This is a genomic window from Levilactobacillus tangyuanensis (assembly GCF_003946545.1).
Lineage (GTDB): Bacteria > Bacillota > Bacilli > Lactobacillales > Lactobacillaceae > Levilactobacillus > Levilactobacillus tangyuanensis.
The window spans coordinates 1-17,819 of the sequence record NZ_RHOA01000013.1 but is presented as its reverse complement, the minus strand read 5'-3'; the positions used below and the strand labels follow the sequence as shown (position 1 = coordinate 17,819).

Here is a 17,819-nt window from a genome sequence, read left to right as displayed (position 1 = left end):
TTAATCCTCCAGTTGGGCTTTGATTTTTGCTTGGATGGCCTGGTAATCAGCAGGAGAGTAATTATCGGAATTATCCTTGAAGATCATCTTAAAGTCATCGTGGTCCGTGTACCGAGGGACTAAGTGGAAGTGTGAGTGGAACACGGATTGATAGGCCACTTCACCATTGTTATTGACGATGTTCATCCCGGTAATATCGGGATTGGCTGCCTTGACGGCCCGAGCAATCTTCGGAATCCGCGAGAAAACGGCTGCGGCCAAGTCGGTATCGTAGGCAAAGATGTCGGCAACATGGGTCTTAGGAATGACTAACGTGTGACCGGGGGTTCCTTGCGAGATGTCGAGAAAGGCCTTCACCACATTGTCTTCATAGACGGTGTAGCTGGGGATGTCTCCCTTCAAAATCTTGCAAAAGATACAGTCATCATCATAGTGGGGGTCGAGGGTCATTTTATCCATACGAACTCCTTCTTTCCTTCAAGTTTCATTCATTATACACCATCAAACGCCACGGGTTCACCGCAGATTATTCGATTACCAGTCGAGCTATGGTATAATAAGACGGTTAAATTCGATGAAATGAAGGGATGTTTATGGCATTAGAAGTTAGCCATGTTGTGGGTGGGTACTCACAAATTCCCGTCTTAAAAGATATTAGTTTTGATGTTCAAGACGGTGAATTAGTCGGCCTGATCGGACTCAACGGTGCCGGCAAGTCCACAACCATTAACCATGTTATTGGCTTATTGACGCCCCACAAGGGGACGATTACCTTAAATGGCGTTACCATTACTCAGGATAGTCAGGCGTATAAGCAGCAGATTGCCTATATTCCAGAAACGCCCGTGCTTTATCAGGAACTGACTTTACGGGAACATTTGGAACTTACCATGATGGCCTATGATCTCGACCACGAAGCAGCGTGGGTCACGGCCCATGACTTATTGAAGACGTTCCGGCTGGATAATAAGTTGGACTGGTTCCCAGCCAACTTCTCTAAAGGGATGAAACAAAAGGTTATGATTGTTTGTGCCTTCTTAACGCAGGCCAAGCTTTTTATCATCGATGAGCCTTTCTTGGGGCTCGATCCATTGGCCGTTAACGACCTGCTGCAGCTGATTGAAAAGCGTAAGCAAGAAGGGGCCAGTATCTTGATGTCGACCCACGTGTTAGATACCGCCCAACGGTATTGTGACCGGTTCGTCCTGTTACACGATGGTCAGGTGAAGACCGAAGGCACGTTGAGTGAGTTACAGGCCGCGCTACCGGAAGCGGGGGAATCACTTAACGATATCTATCTTTCAATGACAAAGGTCGATCGCTCATGACCGAGTTATTTCACGAGCGACTGCAGCGTCATCTCCGGGAAATGGCGAAGTACCTGCGGTTAGTCTTTAATGACTTCTTTGTCTTTGCATTGCTATTTTTCCTAGGCGGTTTAGGACTAGGTTATTCCAACATTTTAAAACACCTTAAGGCAGATCAATGGTGGGCGCCATTCGTGGCGTTACTAATCTTGGCGATCACCGCTCAAATTGGCCGATATGCCACTTTGATTGAAGATGCGGACCGCGTCTTTCTGTTGCCTAAGGAACGGGCCATGCATGCCTACTTCGTTCAGGCGCGTAAGTACAGCCTGGTTCTGGCTGAAATTGTGCAAGTCATTGTGATGTTCATCTTGACCCCATTCTTACGGGTTGCCTTGGGCTGGTCGTTAATGGAAGTTATTCTATTATTGATTGCCCAACTCGTCTTGAAGGATGCCTTGCTGCGGTTGGATATTGCCAGTGCCTATCAGGTAACCGGTCAGCGACGCATGAATCACTGGTCACTGAAGTGGTTAATCAGCCTCGTTGTGTTGGTGCCCGGACTGTGGTTAACGCCATTCTTGTCCTTCGTCTTGATTCTATTCATTGACGTTTTCAGTTGGCTCTGGTTGGAAGAACGGTGGCCCAAACAACAGATTCGTTGGCGTGAACAGATCAAGATCGAGGATAATCGGATGCTCGGCATCTATCGGTTCTTTAATTTATTCACAGAGGTGCCAATGGTTGCGGGAACGATTAAGCGTCGTCGTTATCTCGATGGCATTCTGCGACTGGTTAAACCGACCCATTCGCAAACCTATCTATACCTATATAGCCGGGGAATGTTACGAGGAACCGAGTTTAGTGGGTTGGTCGTTCGGCTGACGGTGATTGGGATGTTGCTCCTATACTTTGTCCGGGGACAATGGTTGCCGATCTTCCTAGCGGCACTCTTTATTTATCTGATTGGGTTTCAACTCCTGCCATTCTTCCAGCAGTATGACGATGTGGTTTTTACCCACGTTTATCCATTGACTGAGCAACAACAAGTGAAAAGTTTTGTTAAGTTAGTGACGTTAATCCTGGCGGTCGCTGCGGCATTGCTGTGGGTGATCATTTTGATTGCTAATCCAACGGTTGAAACCGCTGGCGGAAGTCTAGTCGTTGAGTTGATTGAGGTCTGGTACCTTGCTCGCATTTACACACCCCAACGACTTGCACGGGCAATCAAAAATAGGGGTTGACGTGCCCAGCATTTCCCAATAGAATTGATCGTAGCTGACAAATCGAGGAGGGGTGGCAAGCATGGCTTTGGATATTAGTGATGGCTGGAGTCTGTATCCGCTAGGTGGCAACACCGGAACGGCCTTTATGGGGACTAAGGCATCGCAAAAAGTCTTTCTCAAGCAGAATGCCTCACCTTTCCTGGCAGCTCTGTCAATGGAGGGCATTACGCCTCGGCTGGTCTGGACGAAACGGCTGGCTTCGGGAGACGTTATGACTGCCCAGGAGTGGTTGAATGGTCGGACGTTACGACGAAGTGAGATGCGTGAACAACGTGTCGCGCGACTGCTCCATCGGGTTCATCATTCCCACCTGCTTCATGATATGTTATTAAAAGTCGGCGGACGGTTTACAACGCCCGCCCAGTTGTTGGGTCGACTGCAACCGGCATTAGCTTCTGACTTACGGCAGCATCCGTTAATTCAGTCGGCGTTTGCTGCCTTGCAAGACGAGCAACCACAACTGCCCAAGACCGATTATGAAGTTTGTCATGGTGATCTGAATCATAAGAACTGGTTGTTGTCCGATCGTCGTCGACTGTACCTAGTCGACTGGGACGCTGCAACTTTTGCCGATCCGGCTTACGACCTTGGGGCCTTGCTATGTGAGTATGTGCCACTAGAAGAATGGCAACGTTGGTTGCAGGACTATGGCGAACGCTTGACGCCAGATCTGTTGGCGCGGGTGAACTGGTATGCTCGAATTCACTGTTTGACGGTGATCGCCGATAGTTTCCATCAACAACGTTTTCAAATTATGAATCAACATTTAATCTTATTAGAAAAATTGACACGAGAATCAGTGACGGATTAATCGTCGACGGGAGTGGGGATGTCCTCACTCCCGTTCTTGTCATTAGGAGGACTAACAATGCGGGTGCGCAATAAACCTTGGGCCAAGGACTACATGGCCGAACATACTGAACGGATGGTTGTTGAACCAGAACCCTTACGTGGGGACTGGCAGAGTCGTTTTCCAAGCGACCAGCCACTTTATGTTGAGATCGGAACCGGGAAGGGCCAATTCATCGTTGAAATGGCCCGGCGGCATCCCGATCACAACTTTATTGGAATTGAAATTCAAATGTCAGTGATTGCGGCGGCTTTGAAGCTGGTTGTGGCCAGTGGCTTAACCAACATTCAATTGGTTCACACCGATGGCGTGGCCGTTAACACCATTTTTGCGCCCGCCGAAGTCGCTGGAATTTTCCTTAATTTCTCCGATCCATGGCCCAAGACACGGCACATCAAGCGTCGGCTGACATCGCCAGTGTTCTTGGCCCATTACCAGGATATTATGCAGCCCAAGGGACAGTTACAATTCAAGACGGATAACCGTGGCTTGTTTGAGTATTCCCTGACTAGTTTGAGTAATTTCCCCATGATTCTTGAAGGGGTCTGGTTGGACCTGCATGCGGCCACCGATGGTGTTGAGGATGTTGAGACGGAATACGAGCAGAAGTTTTCGTCCAAGGGTCCTATTTACCAAGTGATTGCCCATTTTCCTGAAAATTAATGATCTGACGAGCGGCCCTTATGAGGGTCGCTTTTTTTATTAAAATTTTTTGGTGAAGACTGTCGGAGGTAACTTAAAGGAGCTGATGACATGTTAATTGCGGAGACTGATCACCGATTGATTGACGCTCAAGTGGCCCAAAAGGGCGGCCGTTACGCCTGTCCCGCCTGCAAGGAACCGGTGAGATTACGGCACGGACAGCGAATTCCACCGTATTTCGCCCACCTACCACACAGTCAGTGTCAGATTGCGAGTGAGCATGAGAGTCGCCAGCACATGCAGGGAAAGCGCCAATTGGCGAGTTTCTTCAGTGCGTGGGGACCTGTTCGACTTGAAGAGGTTCTCCCGGCGATTCAGCAACGAGCAGATGTCTGGGTGACACATGGTCAAAGGCCACTGGCGTTAGAATTTCAGTGTAGTCCAATCAACGATACCCAGGTCCTTTTACGTACGCAGGGCTATGCAAGACTTGGGGTGGCGATGGGGTGGTTGTTGGGCAAGCGGTATGATCAACAGGGGCTGTCATTAGGCTTGATTCAGCGGTTTGCGGCCGTTCGCGGTCAATGGGGACTGTGTCTATTGTTCTGGGATGTTGGCCGGCAACAGTTGCGAGTGGTCCACCATCTTTATCAGGATGTTTTGGGTCATTGCTGGGGGACAACGGCCTGGATAACGCGTTTAGATCAATTTGTTCAAGGCCGGCCCCGGATGACCCCACCGGCCAGACCGAATTGGCCGCAATTTAGGCGTCAGTTACAGCAACGATTGTGGCGGTCGGATGCGCGATTACGACCGTTACAAGAGGAACTTTACCTTCGTGGTCAAAACCTGGCAACGTTTCCTCAGATGCTGATGAGTGACCAAGCAACCTGGCCATTATTTGGCCAGGGGGAGGTCTATTGGCGAATCCTGATGATTTCCAGGCTTTTCTCCGAGACGGAACTGATCACACCGGACCGGGTTTTAGAATTAGGGCAAGCAGTCTTTGATCAAACCGGTGGGCACATGGCGGGAGCCGGGTTCACTTGCCCAGATGTGATCGGGCACGCTATTCGCGATTTGTTACGGGTTGCGGTCAATCACGGTTATCTAGTCCCAGGTTCCGGTGGTTGGCGGGTGGCCAAGCAACCAACCTGGTCAGCGGGGGTCGCCTAGTCCGGTCATCTTTGGGGAAAGTGTTAAACTATCCTTATGGAAATCGAAGGAGGACGAGTGCAAATGAAACAATTACCGAAGCGTTCGGCAGTACCGGAACAACTGACTTGGGACTTGACGTCAATTTATCCGGATGATGCCAGTTTCAAAAAGGATGTGCAGCAAGTTAAAGACGCTGCAGAACAGATCAAGTCCCTATCAGGACAACTGAGTAGGAGTGGTGCGGACCTCTACCGAGTGACGACGGCGGTTTTAGACCTGAACCGTCAACTTGAACGACTCTACGTCTATGCCTCACTGAAGAATGACCAAGATACCGGCAACGCTACCTATCAAGATCTGGCAGGGCAGGCGGAGAGCTTGGTGGCCACTGTTGCCAGCGCAACGGCTTGGTATGAACCCGAGGTCTTGGCGCTCAGCGCGGCAGATCTACAGAAGCTGATTGACAGCGAGCCACGCTTGGCCGATTATCAACATTTATTTGATGTTTTGGCGGAACAACGGGACCATACCTTGTCGACTAGTGAGGAAAAGTTGCTGGCAGGTGCTCAGGATATCTTTGGTGCTTCAGCTAAGACCTATAGTGTTTTGAGCGATGCCGATCTGAAATTTCCGGTTGTTCAAGATGCCGAAGGGAAGGATGTTCGCCTCTCTGAGGGCCTCTATGGAGTCTTGTTACAGTCAACCACGCCACGAGTTCGTGAACAGGCTTTTAAGGGCCTTTACAGCGTTTATCAGCAGTTCAGGCATACCTTTGCCTCTACACTGGCTAGTGAGGTTAAAACGCATAATTTTACGGCGAAAACGCGGCATTACGCCAGTGCTCGTGAGGCGGCGATGGCCGAGAATCAAATTCCAGCCCAGGTCTACGATAATCTGGTCACGACGGTAAACAGTCATTTGGACTCGCTTCATGATTATGTTCATCTTCGCCGGGATATCCTAGGCTTACCGGAGTTGCATATGTATGACCTTTATACGCCGATCACGGGGGAGCCAAGTTTGAGCTATACCTATGAGGAAGCCCAGCAAGAAGCATTGAAGGCGCTCAGTGTCCTTGGGCCGGATTATATCGATCAGGTCCAGGCAATGTTCACCAGTCGGGCAATCGATGTGGTTGAAAACCAAGGGAAACGGACTGGTGCTTACTCGGGTGGGGCGTATGATACGAAGCCTTACATCCTCCTCAATTGGCAGGATAGCTTGGAGAGCCTGTTCACGCTGGTTCACGAGATGGGCCATAGCATGCACAGCCACTACACGCGCGCTAACCAGCCGTTCCAGTACGGCGATTATTCCATTTTCGTGGCCGAGATTGCTTCAACGACAAATGAAAACCTTTTGACGGACTATCTGTTGAAGACTCAGACGGATCCTAAGGTTCGGGCCTATGTGTTAAATCATTACCTCGATGGATTTAAGGGAACCGTTTATCGTCAGACCCAGTTTGCTGAGTTTGAAGACTTTATCCATCAACAGGCAGCAGATGGTCAGTCACTGACGGCGGACTTCATGAGTGACTTCTATGGCAAACTTAACGAACGCTACTACGGGGATGCCGTTATTTCCGATCCTGAAATTGCCGACGAGTGGACCCGGATTCCTCATTTCTACTACAATTACTATGTTTATCAGTATGCGACCGGCTTTGCGGCGGCCACCACATTGGCCCAACGAATCCTGAGTGGGGACCCCGAAAAGCGCGAAGCGTATTTGGGTTACTTAAAGTCTGGTAGCTCGGCAGCACCTTTAGATGTGATGCGGGCGGCCGGTGTCGACATGACGAAGCCAGATTATTTGGAAACGGCCTTTGCGACCTTTGATGAACGGTTAGCAGAATTTAAAGAGTTGGCCAAACAGTTGAAGTAGACGAAAAAAAGCTATCGGCCTAGGCCGATAGTTTTTTTAATTTGTTATTAGGTTTAAACTAAACAGACCGCCAATCCCGTTGCCAGATAAGGCCCATTGTTTTTTCGCCAGTGTGGACGCTGATGACCGGGCCCAACTCGCTGAAGACAACGCGAACCTCAGGAAAGTCGGCCGCAATTTTTGCGACCCATTGGTCTGCCAATTCGGGATTATTCGCCGCAATGACGGTAACTAGAATCGGGTAGTCAACGGATTGTAAAGTGGTTTTTAGATGGTCTACCATTAAGCGGAAGGCCTTCTTCATCGTCCGTTCTTTATCGATGGCGATGATTTCGCCCGTCGGATTGAAGGTTAAGATTGGTTTGATGTTGAAGAGATCACCAATGATCGCCGACCGATTACTCAGGCGACCGGTACGGGCCAGGTGACTCAGGCTATTAACGGCGAAGTAGACCTGCATCGTTGTCCGCAGACTCTCCAGTTCGGGAACGATGGTGTCCGCGTGATCGCCGTTAGCGACCATTTGTCCGGCCAGAAGACAGAGGTTGGCTTCGCCCGCGCTAGCAACCAGTGAATCAATAGGGTAGACCTTAGCCCGTGAATAGTCCTTAGCAAAGATTTGCAGGTTATCCATGAATGATGTGATGCCGCTAGAAAGGTGAATCGAGATGATTTCATCAACCCCTTGATCTGCCAGCTTATCGTAGGCTTCCTTGACTTCGCCCAACGAGGTCTGTGAGGTCGTTGGGAGGTCGGGATTGGTCCGCAAATAGTCGTAAAACATCTGCGGTTGTTCTTCTAATTCTGATTCTGGATATTGATGCTCACCTAAGATCACTGTGATTGGTAACACGGTGATGTGATACTGCGCAATTTGCGTTGGGGTTAGGTAAGCAGCAGTGTCGGTCACAATAGCGGTAGACATAAAATAAGCACCCCTTTAATTGAGAATCAATTAATTGGCTTCATCATAACATATTGCAATTAGTTTTCATATCTGGCCAAATAAAAAGCCCGGCCAGAACGCTGGTCGGACAAGGGTAAAACGATTCAATGCTGCTTAAAGAACGTGCAGGTGAGGACGACTGGAACCGCCTGCTGAAGCAGCTTCTTTATTTTGTGGGTAATTAGGTTCTGCCATTAACATTTCTTTAGTCGCAACGCCTTGGCTTTCGCAGACATCACAGAGTGATTCGTAGGTGACATCGTTGAGTAACAAGCCGCACTGAGAGGCACTACAATTGAAAATAACGGCGGAAGAGGACTGTTCGACCTTCATTTCGGCAGCTAGCTTCTGGTCAGTCCGAAAGGCCTGTTTGGCCAGATCGGAGTCACAGTCTTCCACGAACATGTCGAGGTCTAACTGACAATCCTTAGCTAAGTCGAGCGCTAATTCTTGAGAGAAAGTCCGGTGGTGGTCAACGACGGCTGACTGCATATCGAGTAAGAATGAACGACCCTTGCGCTTCCCTTGGAAGAGGGCCGCCTTGTAGGCCAGAATTGCCCGATAATACACATTGAAGCGATCGTTTCTTTCCGCTAGGGTTGGACGCGCTGTGAGTGACTGCTCAATAATCTGTTGATTGAGCAGGGGCACGAATTGAAAGGATACCTTGCTATTCAAATGGTCAGCCAACTTCATGATGTTACGCTCGGAACGCATACAGCGAGCGCCTAATGGGTTGACGAACAAGTAGACTTCTAACACATTACTTCCTCCTATACCTGTCTAATTGGCAATCAGCAAGGTCGCCAAAACAAAAACTAATAACACTACACTACCAAAAAAAATAAAAATAGCAATCAGAACGTTTGTTTGAGGTGAAGACCGTCCGTTTAAAACGCAACCTAATCATGCAACATTTTTGTGATTAGGTAAAGCTAAACGCCTCGTAAGTCGGCTAGTTTGTTGACCATGTCCAAGAGTGTGAAATGAGTCACAGGTGTGACTGGTAATTTCTCTCGGTTCCGGTCAAAGTATGGTAAAATCGGATAGGACATCTGTGCCAAATGATAGGGGGAACGTGATTATGATAGCAAATTGGGACCAATTTTTATTACCCTATCAGCAGGCTGTTAGCGAGCTTAAAGTTAAGCTCCGTGGGATTCGCAAACAATTTGAGAATCGTAATGAACGGCCACCGATAGAGTTTGTGACTGGTCGAGTGAAACCGGTTGCTAGTATCAAGGAAAAAATGTCACGGCGACACGTTGCCGAGGAACGACTTGAACAGGATATGCAAGACATTGCTGGCCTACGAATCATGTGCCAATTTGTTGATGATATCTATGATGTGGTCGACCTCTTGCGACGACGCACGGACCTGACCATTCTCGAAGAACGCGATTATATTCACAATGAAAAACCGAGTGGTTATCGCTCCTATCACATTGTCATCGAGTATCCCGTGCAGTTAGTTTCCGGCGAAAAGAAAATTTTGGCGGAAATTCAGGTTCGGACCTTGGCAATGAACTTCTGGGCAACGATTGAACACTCTTTAAATTACAAATATCAAGGCGATTTTCCCGAAGAATTAAGTGGTCGACTGCAACGGGCGGCGGAAGCGGCCTTTAAGCTGGACACGGAAATGTCGGAAATTCGTGAAGAAATTCAAGAGGCGCAACAGTACATGACGCCTCAACACCATGACTCGTCTTCGACGGGGCAAAGCAAGGAAGAATGATATGAAGGTTTCCATCTTTAGTAATAATGGGCCAGAATCAAAGGCTGTCGCAACGGCGCTTCATGAGGGCCTCGCAGCTGGTGGCGTGACCATAGATAGTTTGGACCCGGACATTGTGGTAACCGTCGGTGGTGACGGGACCCTTTTGTCTGCCGTTCATCATTATAGTGACCGATTGGATCAGGTACGCTTCGTTGGGATCCATACAGGGCACCTGGGGTTCTACACGGATTGGCGTGACTATGAAGTGGATGAGTTGGTGGCTAGTCTGGTGGAAGACAATGGGCAAAGTATCAGCTATCCCATGTTGGCCATTCGGGTAGAGTATGCGGATGGTACGCATGCGGATGAGGCATTGGCTTTGAATGAATCTACAATTAAAAAGGTTTCCGGGACCATGGTTGCCGACGTCTATATCAAGGATGAATTGTTCGAAAGCTTTCGGGGGGATGGCCTGTGCATCTCGACACCAACCGGATCAACGGCCTACAACAAGTCGGTAGGTGGGGCGGTGCTCGACCCTCGGTTTAATGCGATTCAAATGGCGGAAATCGGATCAATCAACAACATTGTCTTTCGAACGCTGGGTTCGCCACTCATTATTCCGGCCGACGAATGGATTCGGATCGAGCCAGCAAGCTCTGCCGATAACGTTTTGATGTGTGATCAGCTTAGTATCGAGGGACGGCCAATCAAAGCGATTACGTATCGAATTGCGCCGCAACGAATTTTATTTGCTGAGTATCGTCACACCCATTTCTGGCAGCGAGTCGAGGCGTCCTTCATTGGACGGGAACGCTCATGACGGCCTTCGAATGGTCGGTAGACGGCCAGAGTCCAGTTCACGTTAGGACAGTCCTGATGGCGCACGGCGTCACCAGGACTTTTCTGAAGCAGGTGAAGTTCCATGGTGGCATTGTCACCTTGGATGGTCAGCCAGTTCGAGTCATTGCAATGGCTAATCCTGGACAACGAGTGGGGCTCGTGCTGCCCCCTGAACCGACGAATGAGCATGTGAGTGTGTCGACCAATCCCTTAGATATTTTATATGAAGACGACCACTTTTTAGTGGTTAATAAGCCGGCTGGAATGGCCTCTGTGCCGTCTCATCTTTATCCGGATGATACGTTAGCCAATCGGGTGAAAGGTCATCTACGGGCCATTCAGGCCGACAGTGATGTGACGCACATTGTGACTCGGTTGGACCGGGATACCAGTGGTTGCGTACTGTTTGCGAAGCATCACTTTGCCCATTCAATTCTGGATAAACAGCTGAAGCTGGGACAATTGGATAAACGGTACATTGCCGTTGCCAAAGGGTCGATGCAGCCAGACCATCTGGTAGTGAATGAACCCATTGGTCGGGCGGAGGGGTCCTTTATCAAAAGAACCGTTCGACCAGATGGCAAGGCAGCCAAAACGGAAATTTGGGTTCGTCGCCGGTCTGAAATGGCCAGTTTGCTGGCTATTAAATTACATACCGGAAAGACACACCAGATCCGAGTTCATTGTGAAGCACTGGGACATCCATTGCTGGGGGACTGGTTATACAGTCAACCAACGGATCCGTGGATTCACCGGCAGGCATTGCACTGTGCTCGCCTGAGTTTCTATCAACCATTCAAGAAGCAGTGGATCACTTGCTACGCTCAACTTCCAAACGATCTCGCTCGAGTGATTCAAGAAGAAGTCATCGTTTAATAAAGAAAGCTCGCTAACCAACTTAAGTTAGCGAGCTTTTTTTGCGCCCCCCTTAACTGTCACTTATCAAGTGTTAGTTAAGCGGCAAAATGGTCAGGAAACTTGATATAATAGCTTTTGTGAAAAATATTGTGAAATCAAATAAATTGGCCTAGATGAATAATGTTACACATTCTATATTGTGTGAGTAAAACATGGTACTGAACCTTAAAGAAACCTAAACTGATCCCTTGATTTTTGGAACGAATGTGCCTCGAAAACAGGCTCACACAAACGCGAAAATGGCCAATTTTTTAACGGAAATGTAATATTAGAGGACCAAATAGTAACCGTGAAAATGACAGTAATCAATAGTCTTGACCATTGAAAGAAAAGCGATGAGAGACCGTCAAAAGGCATCATGCCTGAAAACGGCGCCACACCAGGGTTTATAAACTGATCGTCGTCGTTAATTTTCGATGTTTAATAAATCGTTTTCATTGATTAATACTGCTGAAAATCTCAACTGATTTAACTGAGAAATTTTTAAGAAAGGAACAATATTCATGAAATTATTTGTTTATCGTTAGTAATTTAACTTTAAAAATAGTACGTATAGTGAAATTGTGCTAGAATGAACACCATCAGGGGATTGGTTTATAGGGGAGACCCTATCGTGGGGGAAGCGTATAGACCATTCAACTTTTGAACGCTATCATTTCAAAATGTTTGATGACTTTTGGGGTAGTGATTGTAATTTATTTGGAATCTCTTTCATAAAGGAGGGCGTTACGACAGTGAAATTCATGCGGAACAAGGCATTCAACGGTGATCCAAAATTGCGGTACAAGATGTTCAAGTCAGGGAAGACCTGGGTCTTCGCGGCGTTGGCATCTTTTACGCTTTTAGGAACCGGCAATTTGACTGCCAAGGCCGACACGGCTAGTCAGGCTGATGAGTCCAGCAGCAAAGCAGGTAATACTTCTTCTGCTGCCTCTTCGGCGAGTTCATCGTCAACCGTTAAGCTACGAGATAGCTCAGCGGCTGCAAGTTCAACAGCATCATCTGCTGCAAGTTCAGCAGGTGATGAGTCCAGCTCCGCCGCTTCTTCTTCGGCAGATAAGATTTCTTCAGCATCAGCTGAATTAAGCTCGGCTGCAGGGGAAAGTTCGGATGCATCGGACTCAAGTTCAGCAAGTTCTTCATCTAGTAGTTCAGCAATTACGGCCATTTCGGCTTCAAGCGCTGCAACGAATGATACTAATAAGAAGGTTGCTAGCTTAGCTGCTAACACAGATGCCGATGTCACCTTGACAACTAATGTCACTAAGACTGTGACTAAAGTTGCGATGACCCGACAGGCTGTTGTGATGCCAGTGGCCGAAAGTGCTTCATTAGTCACGACCACAGGCGATACAAACAGTGCTTCAACGGGGGATAGTAGTGCTGCGAATGCGGCTTCGGCCGCAGCTTCATCCGCAGCCGTTGCTGCCAGTGCAGCAAGTAGTTATGCATCTTTAGTTAATACGTTAGATACTCAGGCGGCCTACAAGACTGCCTCAAGTGCTTATCAAGAAACTCTCCAGGCTTATGATTTTGCTAAACATTACAATAGTTTGGCGAACATGTACTTGGATTCTCTGAACGTCACCAGTGATGCTTCAGAAATGACCAAAAATTATGCCACTGCTTCCAGTGCTGCAGCTTCATATGCCGCCGCAGCGGTCTCTTATGCTGACATTACGTCCAGCGCCGCCTCAGCTGCTCAATTAGCAGCTGCTCAAGGAATGGCAAGCCTCGTAAGCAGTGCCGGCGTGGATGTTCACTCGGCAGCCAGTGCAGCAGCAATCGCTGCCGCTGAGGCTTCTGCCGCTGCCAGCAGCGCATACACAGCAACACAATATGCAAAACAAAATTCAGCAGCCATGGCGGCATACTCAACGGCAACTAGTGCCGCAACTGTTGCCTCTAGTGCCGCTGCTGCCTTAAGTGATCTGGCCAGCCAAGCTGATGCCGCTTATGCTGCAGCCAGTGCTGCAGGTATCACTGGCGATTACGCCGCAGCAAGCAACGCCAATGTCAGCATGAATAGTGTTGCCAGTGCTGCTGCAATTGCCAGCACGACCGTTACGGATGCTAACAGTGTTGCCCAGTCAGCAGGACTCGAAGCCTCGACCTTATCTATTCAGGACCTGGCTAGTTCAGCCGCTTCTAGTGCTTCATTAGCAGCATCTTCGGCAAATATGGCAAGTACTGCAGCTTCTCAGGCTGCAGGTTACAAAGGGACACAATCGGCAAACTATGCTTCCAGTGCAGCCAGTGCCTCTACGATTGCCAGTTCAGCAGCCGCTAAAACCAGTGCCGCTGCCTCCAATGCCGCCGCAGCTTTAACGGCGCAGGACGCGACGTCTTACGCTCGTGAGGCCGCAGCCGCAGCCGTCTTGGCTTCTTCGGCCGCAGCGGATGCTTCCAATGCCGCAACGCTGGCCAAGGCGTTCAATACTTCTGTGACTGGTCAAGATTCGACGGCCAGCGGGGCTAGTCTTACGGCTAGTGCAGCCAAGACCCAATACAAGGTTGGTGAACAGATTTCCATTACAACCAATATCAGTGATTTGGGTTATTACCTGCTTGTCAACAGTTATGAGGTTAAGACAGCAAATTACGTTTGGTATGTTTCAACTGATGGACGTACCTGGTCACCTGTGAGTGGCCAAACTTCTGCGACATTTGCCCCAAACGCAACGACTGCTGGGACTTACTACTATCAAGCAGTGGTTACTGGAACGAAAACGGCTTTATTTAGTTCTACTGGCTTTAAGGCGGGTTCGAATGTCATTACCGTGGTGGTTACTGACGCCAAGGGGACTTACACGGATCAATCTGCGAAATCAGCTAGTGAAGCCGCTGAGTATGCAACGGCAGCCGAAGCCGCCGCTGCTGCTGCAAGTTCAGCAATCGCTAACATGAACTCGATTGCGGACGTTTCTTCAGACAACACGGCTAGCTACAACGCTTCCTTAGCAACTAAGAGTGGTGAAGCGGCTAGTTCATACGCCGCATTGGCCAGCGAAGCTGCTAGTATTGCTGCCGTTTCGAAGACTGCCGCTGCATTGACCGAAGCAACCAAGGATTATGCGGTTGCCAGTTCAGCTGCTAGTGTTGCCGCTGAACAATCAACTTTGGCTAGTTCTTACAACGTGATGGCTAGTTCAGCTGCGTCTGCTGCCTTAGGTAGCGTTGACTTAGCATTATCCGCAGCAGAAGAAGCCTCATCTGATAAGGAAACTGCCGACTACTTGGGTGCTAGTTACGCTGCCATCGCAGCTGCTACTGCCTCAAGTGCCGCCAATGTTGCCTCGGTTGCAGGTTCGAATGCCGCCGCTGCTAACAACGCGTGGTCTTCATCACCTGATTTTAATTCAGCCGCAACTGAAGCTAATAGTATGGCAACCTCTGCCGCCGCAGCAGCTTCTAGTTTTGCTGCCCTGGCAAGTAGTGCCGCTTCTACCGCTGCAAGTTATGGTGCTGACGGAGACTACAAGGCTGCCTCTAACGCCGCCGTTTCTACCAACACGTACCTGAAGCAGACGGTAGAACAACAAAGCTATGCGGCTAGCGCTGCAAACGCCGCCACAACTACGATTGTGACAGCGCAATCATCATACGCGTCTTCCGTTGCCGCAGATGCAAGAACGTCAATTTCGGCCGCTAACGCTTCCGCAATTAGTGCGTCCTCTGCAGCAACCTCACTGGCTGCTAAATACAAGTCGAACACGAGCCTAGGTGCATCATTTATCAGTCAAGCTGCTAGCTTGGCACAACAGGCACAACTTGCTGCAGCTCAAGGAGACGATGCAGCTTCCGATGCTACTAGTTACATGACCTTGGCATCATCTGCAGTTGCTGCGGGCGACTTTAATGCCGCTAGTGGTTTCGCTGCCGATGCTAACCAAGCGCTGGAAAATGCAACGGCGTACGCAACGGCCGCAACCTCTGCCGCAAGTAATGCTGCAATTGCCATTGTGAATGCGACAAATTACTCTAACAAGACCAATACTTCTCAAGCATCGATTACTGGTGATGCTAGTCAATTCCTTGGAATGACCTTGAAGGCTGGTTTTACAACTCAACCGTCAGCGGTTACGTCCACTGTTTCTGGAAATACATTCACCTTGAGTGCCACTTCCTACATTAATACGGTGAACTTGTACGCTAACAACACGGTTTCAACTTGGTATGTCCAAATCAACGGTTCATGGATGAAGTTGTCCGCCGCTCAAGACGCCGGTTACCTGACGTACAGTGAACAGAAGACCGACCAATACAACTTATTACCAGTGCTGACCAACGTTTCTAACACGGTAACCGTTCAAACGGCTTCCGACTTTACTGGGACGATGATGTTCCAAATGGTCGCTCAGTACCAAGATGCTTTGACGGTTACGCATATCACTCATGGTAGCAATATTGCCGAAGTTGATGTGTATGACTCTGATGTTCCAGCAACAAGTATCGAAATCAGTGGGCCAGACTATGTTCTGAATACCCAGTCATCGAAGTTTACGACTACGACGAACCCAGGGAACGCCACTGGTGAAATCAGCTGGGCAAGTAGCGATACCAGTATCGCTACGGTAGATAATGGTGGTGTGGTAAGTGCTGTTTCCGACCAGTCAGAAGGAAAAGTTACCATTACAGCAACGATTACCAACGCTGATGGATCAACTTATTCTTCTTCTAGAACGGTTACGGTTGGTAATGGGTTAGTCGATCAATCTGTTAATGCTGGGGACAATGTGATTTGGTTGCCAGATTCAAGTTTGACGACAACTAACGACGATACCTCTGAAGTTACCTACCAATGGTATTACTCAGCAACTGATAGCAATACTGGTGGTACGGCTATCAGCGGAGCAACCAGTGCTCAATTGGATCTGAACGACGTTAAGACTAGTCAAGCAGGGTACTACTACCTGGTTGTTACCGATGGTGATTTGACCATGACCTTAGGGCCTGCCGAATTGACCGTTGATGGGATTAGTGCTGACAATGCTTCATCTGCTGCCTTATCAGCCTCTGAGGCGGCAGCTGCCGCTGGCGAATACGCTAGTCTGGCAAACTCCTACGCTAACGTTGCTGACCAATATGGTGGCGACAAGTATTCCGCATCGACTTCATACGCAGAACAAGCTCAAGCCGCAGCTTCAACTGCAGCATCTGCAGCATCTGAAGCGTCTGCTGCAGCATCTGCCGCACAGGCTGCCCAATCGAATGCTGATTCTGCAACAGCAGCGGGAGATAACTCAACGGCATCTAGCGCTGCTGAAACGGCCAAAGAGGCTGCTTCATCTGCAGCAGCCGCAAAGGATAAAGCTTCCAGCGCTGCCAATGATGCTAACAATTATGCTAGTTTAGCCTCCGAAGCACACAGTGAGGCTGACTCAGAAAGTGATTCTGAGTCGGACAGTGAATCAGAAGCGCAATCGGAATCTGAGGCACAGTCCGAGTCTGAGGCTCAATCAGAATCTGAAGCTCAATCAGAATCAGAAGCAACGTCTGAATCCGAAGCTCAATCAGAATCTGAAGAAGCAAGTGAATCCGAAGCCGCGTCCGAATCTGAAGCCGCAAGTGAATCCGAAGCCGCGTCAGAATCTGAAGCAGCATCTGAGTCTGAGGCCGCATCCGAATCCGAAGCAGCATCTGAGTCTGAGGCCGCATCCGAATCCGAAGCAGCATCTGAGTCTGAGGCCGCATCTGAGTCTGAAGCTGAATCAGAAGCATCAGAATCCGAAGCAGCAAGTGAATCCGAAGCAGCGTCGGAATCCGAAGCCGCATCAGAATCTGAAGCAGCGTCCGAATCTGAAGCCGCAAGTGAATCCGAAGCCGCGTCAGAATCTGAAGCAGCATCTGAGTCTGAAGCAGCATCTGAGTCTGAAGCCGCATCTGAGTCTGAAGCTGAATCAGAAGCATCAGAATCCGAAGCAGCAAGTGAATCCGAAGCAGCATCTGAATCCGAAGCCGCAAGTGAATCTGAAGCAGCAAGTGAATCTGAAGCAGCGTCTGAATCTGAAGCAGCATCCGAATCTGAAGCAGCATCCGAATCTGAAGCAGCGTCTGAATCCGAAGCCGCATCCGAATCCGAAGCCGCATCCGAGTCTGAAGCTGAATCAGAAGCATCAGAATCCGAAGCCGCATCCGAATCTGAAGCAGCATCCGAATCTGAAGCAGCGTCCGAATCTGAAGCAGCATCCGAATCTGAAGCAGCAAGTGAATCTGAAGCAGCGTCTGAATCCGAAGCCGCATCCGAATCCGAAGCCGCATC

At 49.1% G+C, this 17,819-nt stretch carries 13 protein-coding genes; 10 read left to right on the top strand and 3 right to left on the bottom strand.

Features of this window, described 5'->3' with window-relative positions; genetic code table 11:
• The gene (locus tag EKM96_RS08615; RefSeq protein ID WP_125642584.1) at positions 1–459 is read right to left on the bottom strand and encodes an HIT family protein; all 459 of its coding nucleotides are present in this window, start codon (positions 457–459) and stop codon (positions 1–3) included.
• A gap of 134 nt (positions 460–593) precedes the next feature.
• Here EKM96_RS08615 and EKM96_RS08610 point away from each other — a divergent pair, with 134 nt between their 5' ends.
• The 6 genes from EKM96_RS08610 to pepF all read left to right on the top strand — a co-directional run bounded on the left by EKM96_RS08610 (position 594) and on the right by pepF (position 7,130).
• Positions 594–1,328: an ABC transporter ATP-binding protein gene (locus EKM96_RS08610; RefSeq protein ID WP_125642581.1), complete on the top strand. Its 735-nt coding sequence runs from the start codon at positions 594–596 to the stop codon at positions 1,326–1,328.
• Positions 1,325–2,551: an ABC transporter permease gene (locus EKM96_RS08605; protein ID WP_125642579.1), complete on the top strand. Its 1,227-nt coding sequence runs from the start codon at positions 1,325–1,327 to the stop codon at positions 2,549–2,551. Before EKM96_RS08610 ends, EKM96_RS08605 begins: the two co-directional genes overlap by 4 nt.
• A 61-nt stretch (positions 2,552–2,612) precedes the next feature.
• On the top strand, positions 2,613–3,404 hold the full coding sequence (locus EKM96_RS08600) for a phosphotransferase family protein (protein WP_125642577.1): 792 nt from the start codon (positions 2,613–2,615) through the stop codon (positions 3,402–3,404).
• Between the two features lie 57 nt (positions 3,405–3,461).
• Positions 3,462–4,106, top strand: a complete 645-nt coding sequence (trmB, locus tag EKM96_RS08595) for a tRNA (guanosine(46)-N7)-methyltransferase TrmB (RefSeq protein ID WP_125642574.1) — start codon at positions 3,462–3,464, stop codon at positions 4,104–4,106.
• Positions 4,107–4,196: 90 nt separating this feature from the next.
• On the top strand, positions 4,197–5,261 hold the full coding sequence (locus EKM96_RS08590; RefSeq protein ID WP_125642571.1) for a competence protein CoiA: 1,065 nt from the start codon (positions 4,197–4,199) through the stop codon (positions 5,259–5,261).
• Positions 5,262–5,324: 63 nt separating this feature from the next.
• Positions 5,325–7,130: an oligoendopeptidase F gene (gene pepF, locus EKM96_RS08585; protein ID WP_125642568.1), complete on the top strand. Its 1,806-nt coding sequence runs from the start codon at positions 5,325–5,327 to the stop codon at positions 7,128–7,130.
• Positions 7,131–7,188: 58 nt separating this feature from the next.
• Here pepF and EKM96_RS08580 read toward each other — a convergent pair whose 3' ends face one another.
• Both EKM96_RS08580 and EKM96_RS08575 read right to left on the bottom strand, forming a co-directional pair.
• Positions 7,189–8,055, bottom strand: coding sequence for a DegV family protein (locus EKM96_RS08580; protein WP_125642565.1), 867 nt, complete (start codon positions 8,053–8,055; stop codon positions 7,189–7,191).
• A 135-nt stretch (positions 8,056–8,190) separates the two neighbouring features.
• Positions 8,191–8,838: a DsbA family protein gene (locus EKM96_RS08575; RefSeq protein WP_125642562.1), complete on the bottom strand. Its 648-nt coding sequence runs from the start codon at positions 8,836–8,838 to the stop codon at positions 8,191–8,193.
• Positions 8,839–9,160: 322 nt separating this feature from the next.
• Between EKM96_RS08575 and EKM96_RS08570 the strand changes: the two genes are divergently transcribed.
• From EKM96_RS08570 to EKM96_RS10770, 4 genes are all read left to right on the top strand, one after another.
• Positions 9,161–9,814 carry a GTP pyrophosphokinase gene (locus EKM96_RS08570; protein WP_164511008.1) on the top strand — a complete coding sequence of 218 codons (654 nt, stop codon included), beginning with the start codon at positions 9,161–9,163 and terminating at the stop codon, positions 9,812–9,814.
• 1 nt (position 9,815) lies between these two features.
• Positions 9,816–10,619 carry an NAD kinase gene (locus EKM96_RS08565; RefSeq protein ID WP_125642560.1) on the top strand — a complete coding sequence of 268 codons (804 nt, stop codon included), beginning with the start codon at positions 9,816–9,818 and terminating at the stop codon, positions 10,617–10,619.
• Positions 10,616–11,515: an RluA family pseudouridine synthase gene (locus tag EKM96_RS08560; protein ID WP_125642556.1), complete on the top strand. Its 900-nt coding sequence runs from the start codon at positions 10,616–10,618 to the stop codon at positions 11,513–11,515. Before EKM96_RS08565 ends, EKM96_RS08560 begins: the two co-directional genes overlap by 4 nt.
• Before the next feature lie 785 nt (positions 11,516–12,300).
• On the top strand, positions 12,301–17,819 hold a 5,519-nt coding region (locus tag EKM96_RS10770; protein WP_404819635.1), incomplete at its 3' end, for a KxYKxGKxW signal peptide domain-containing protein.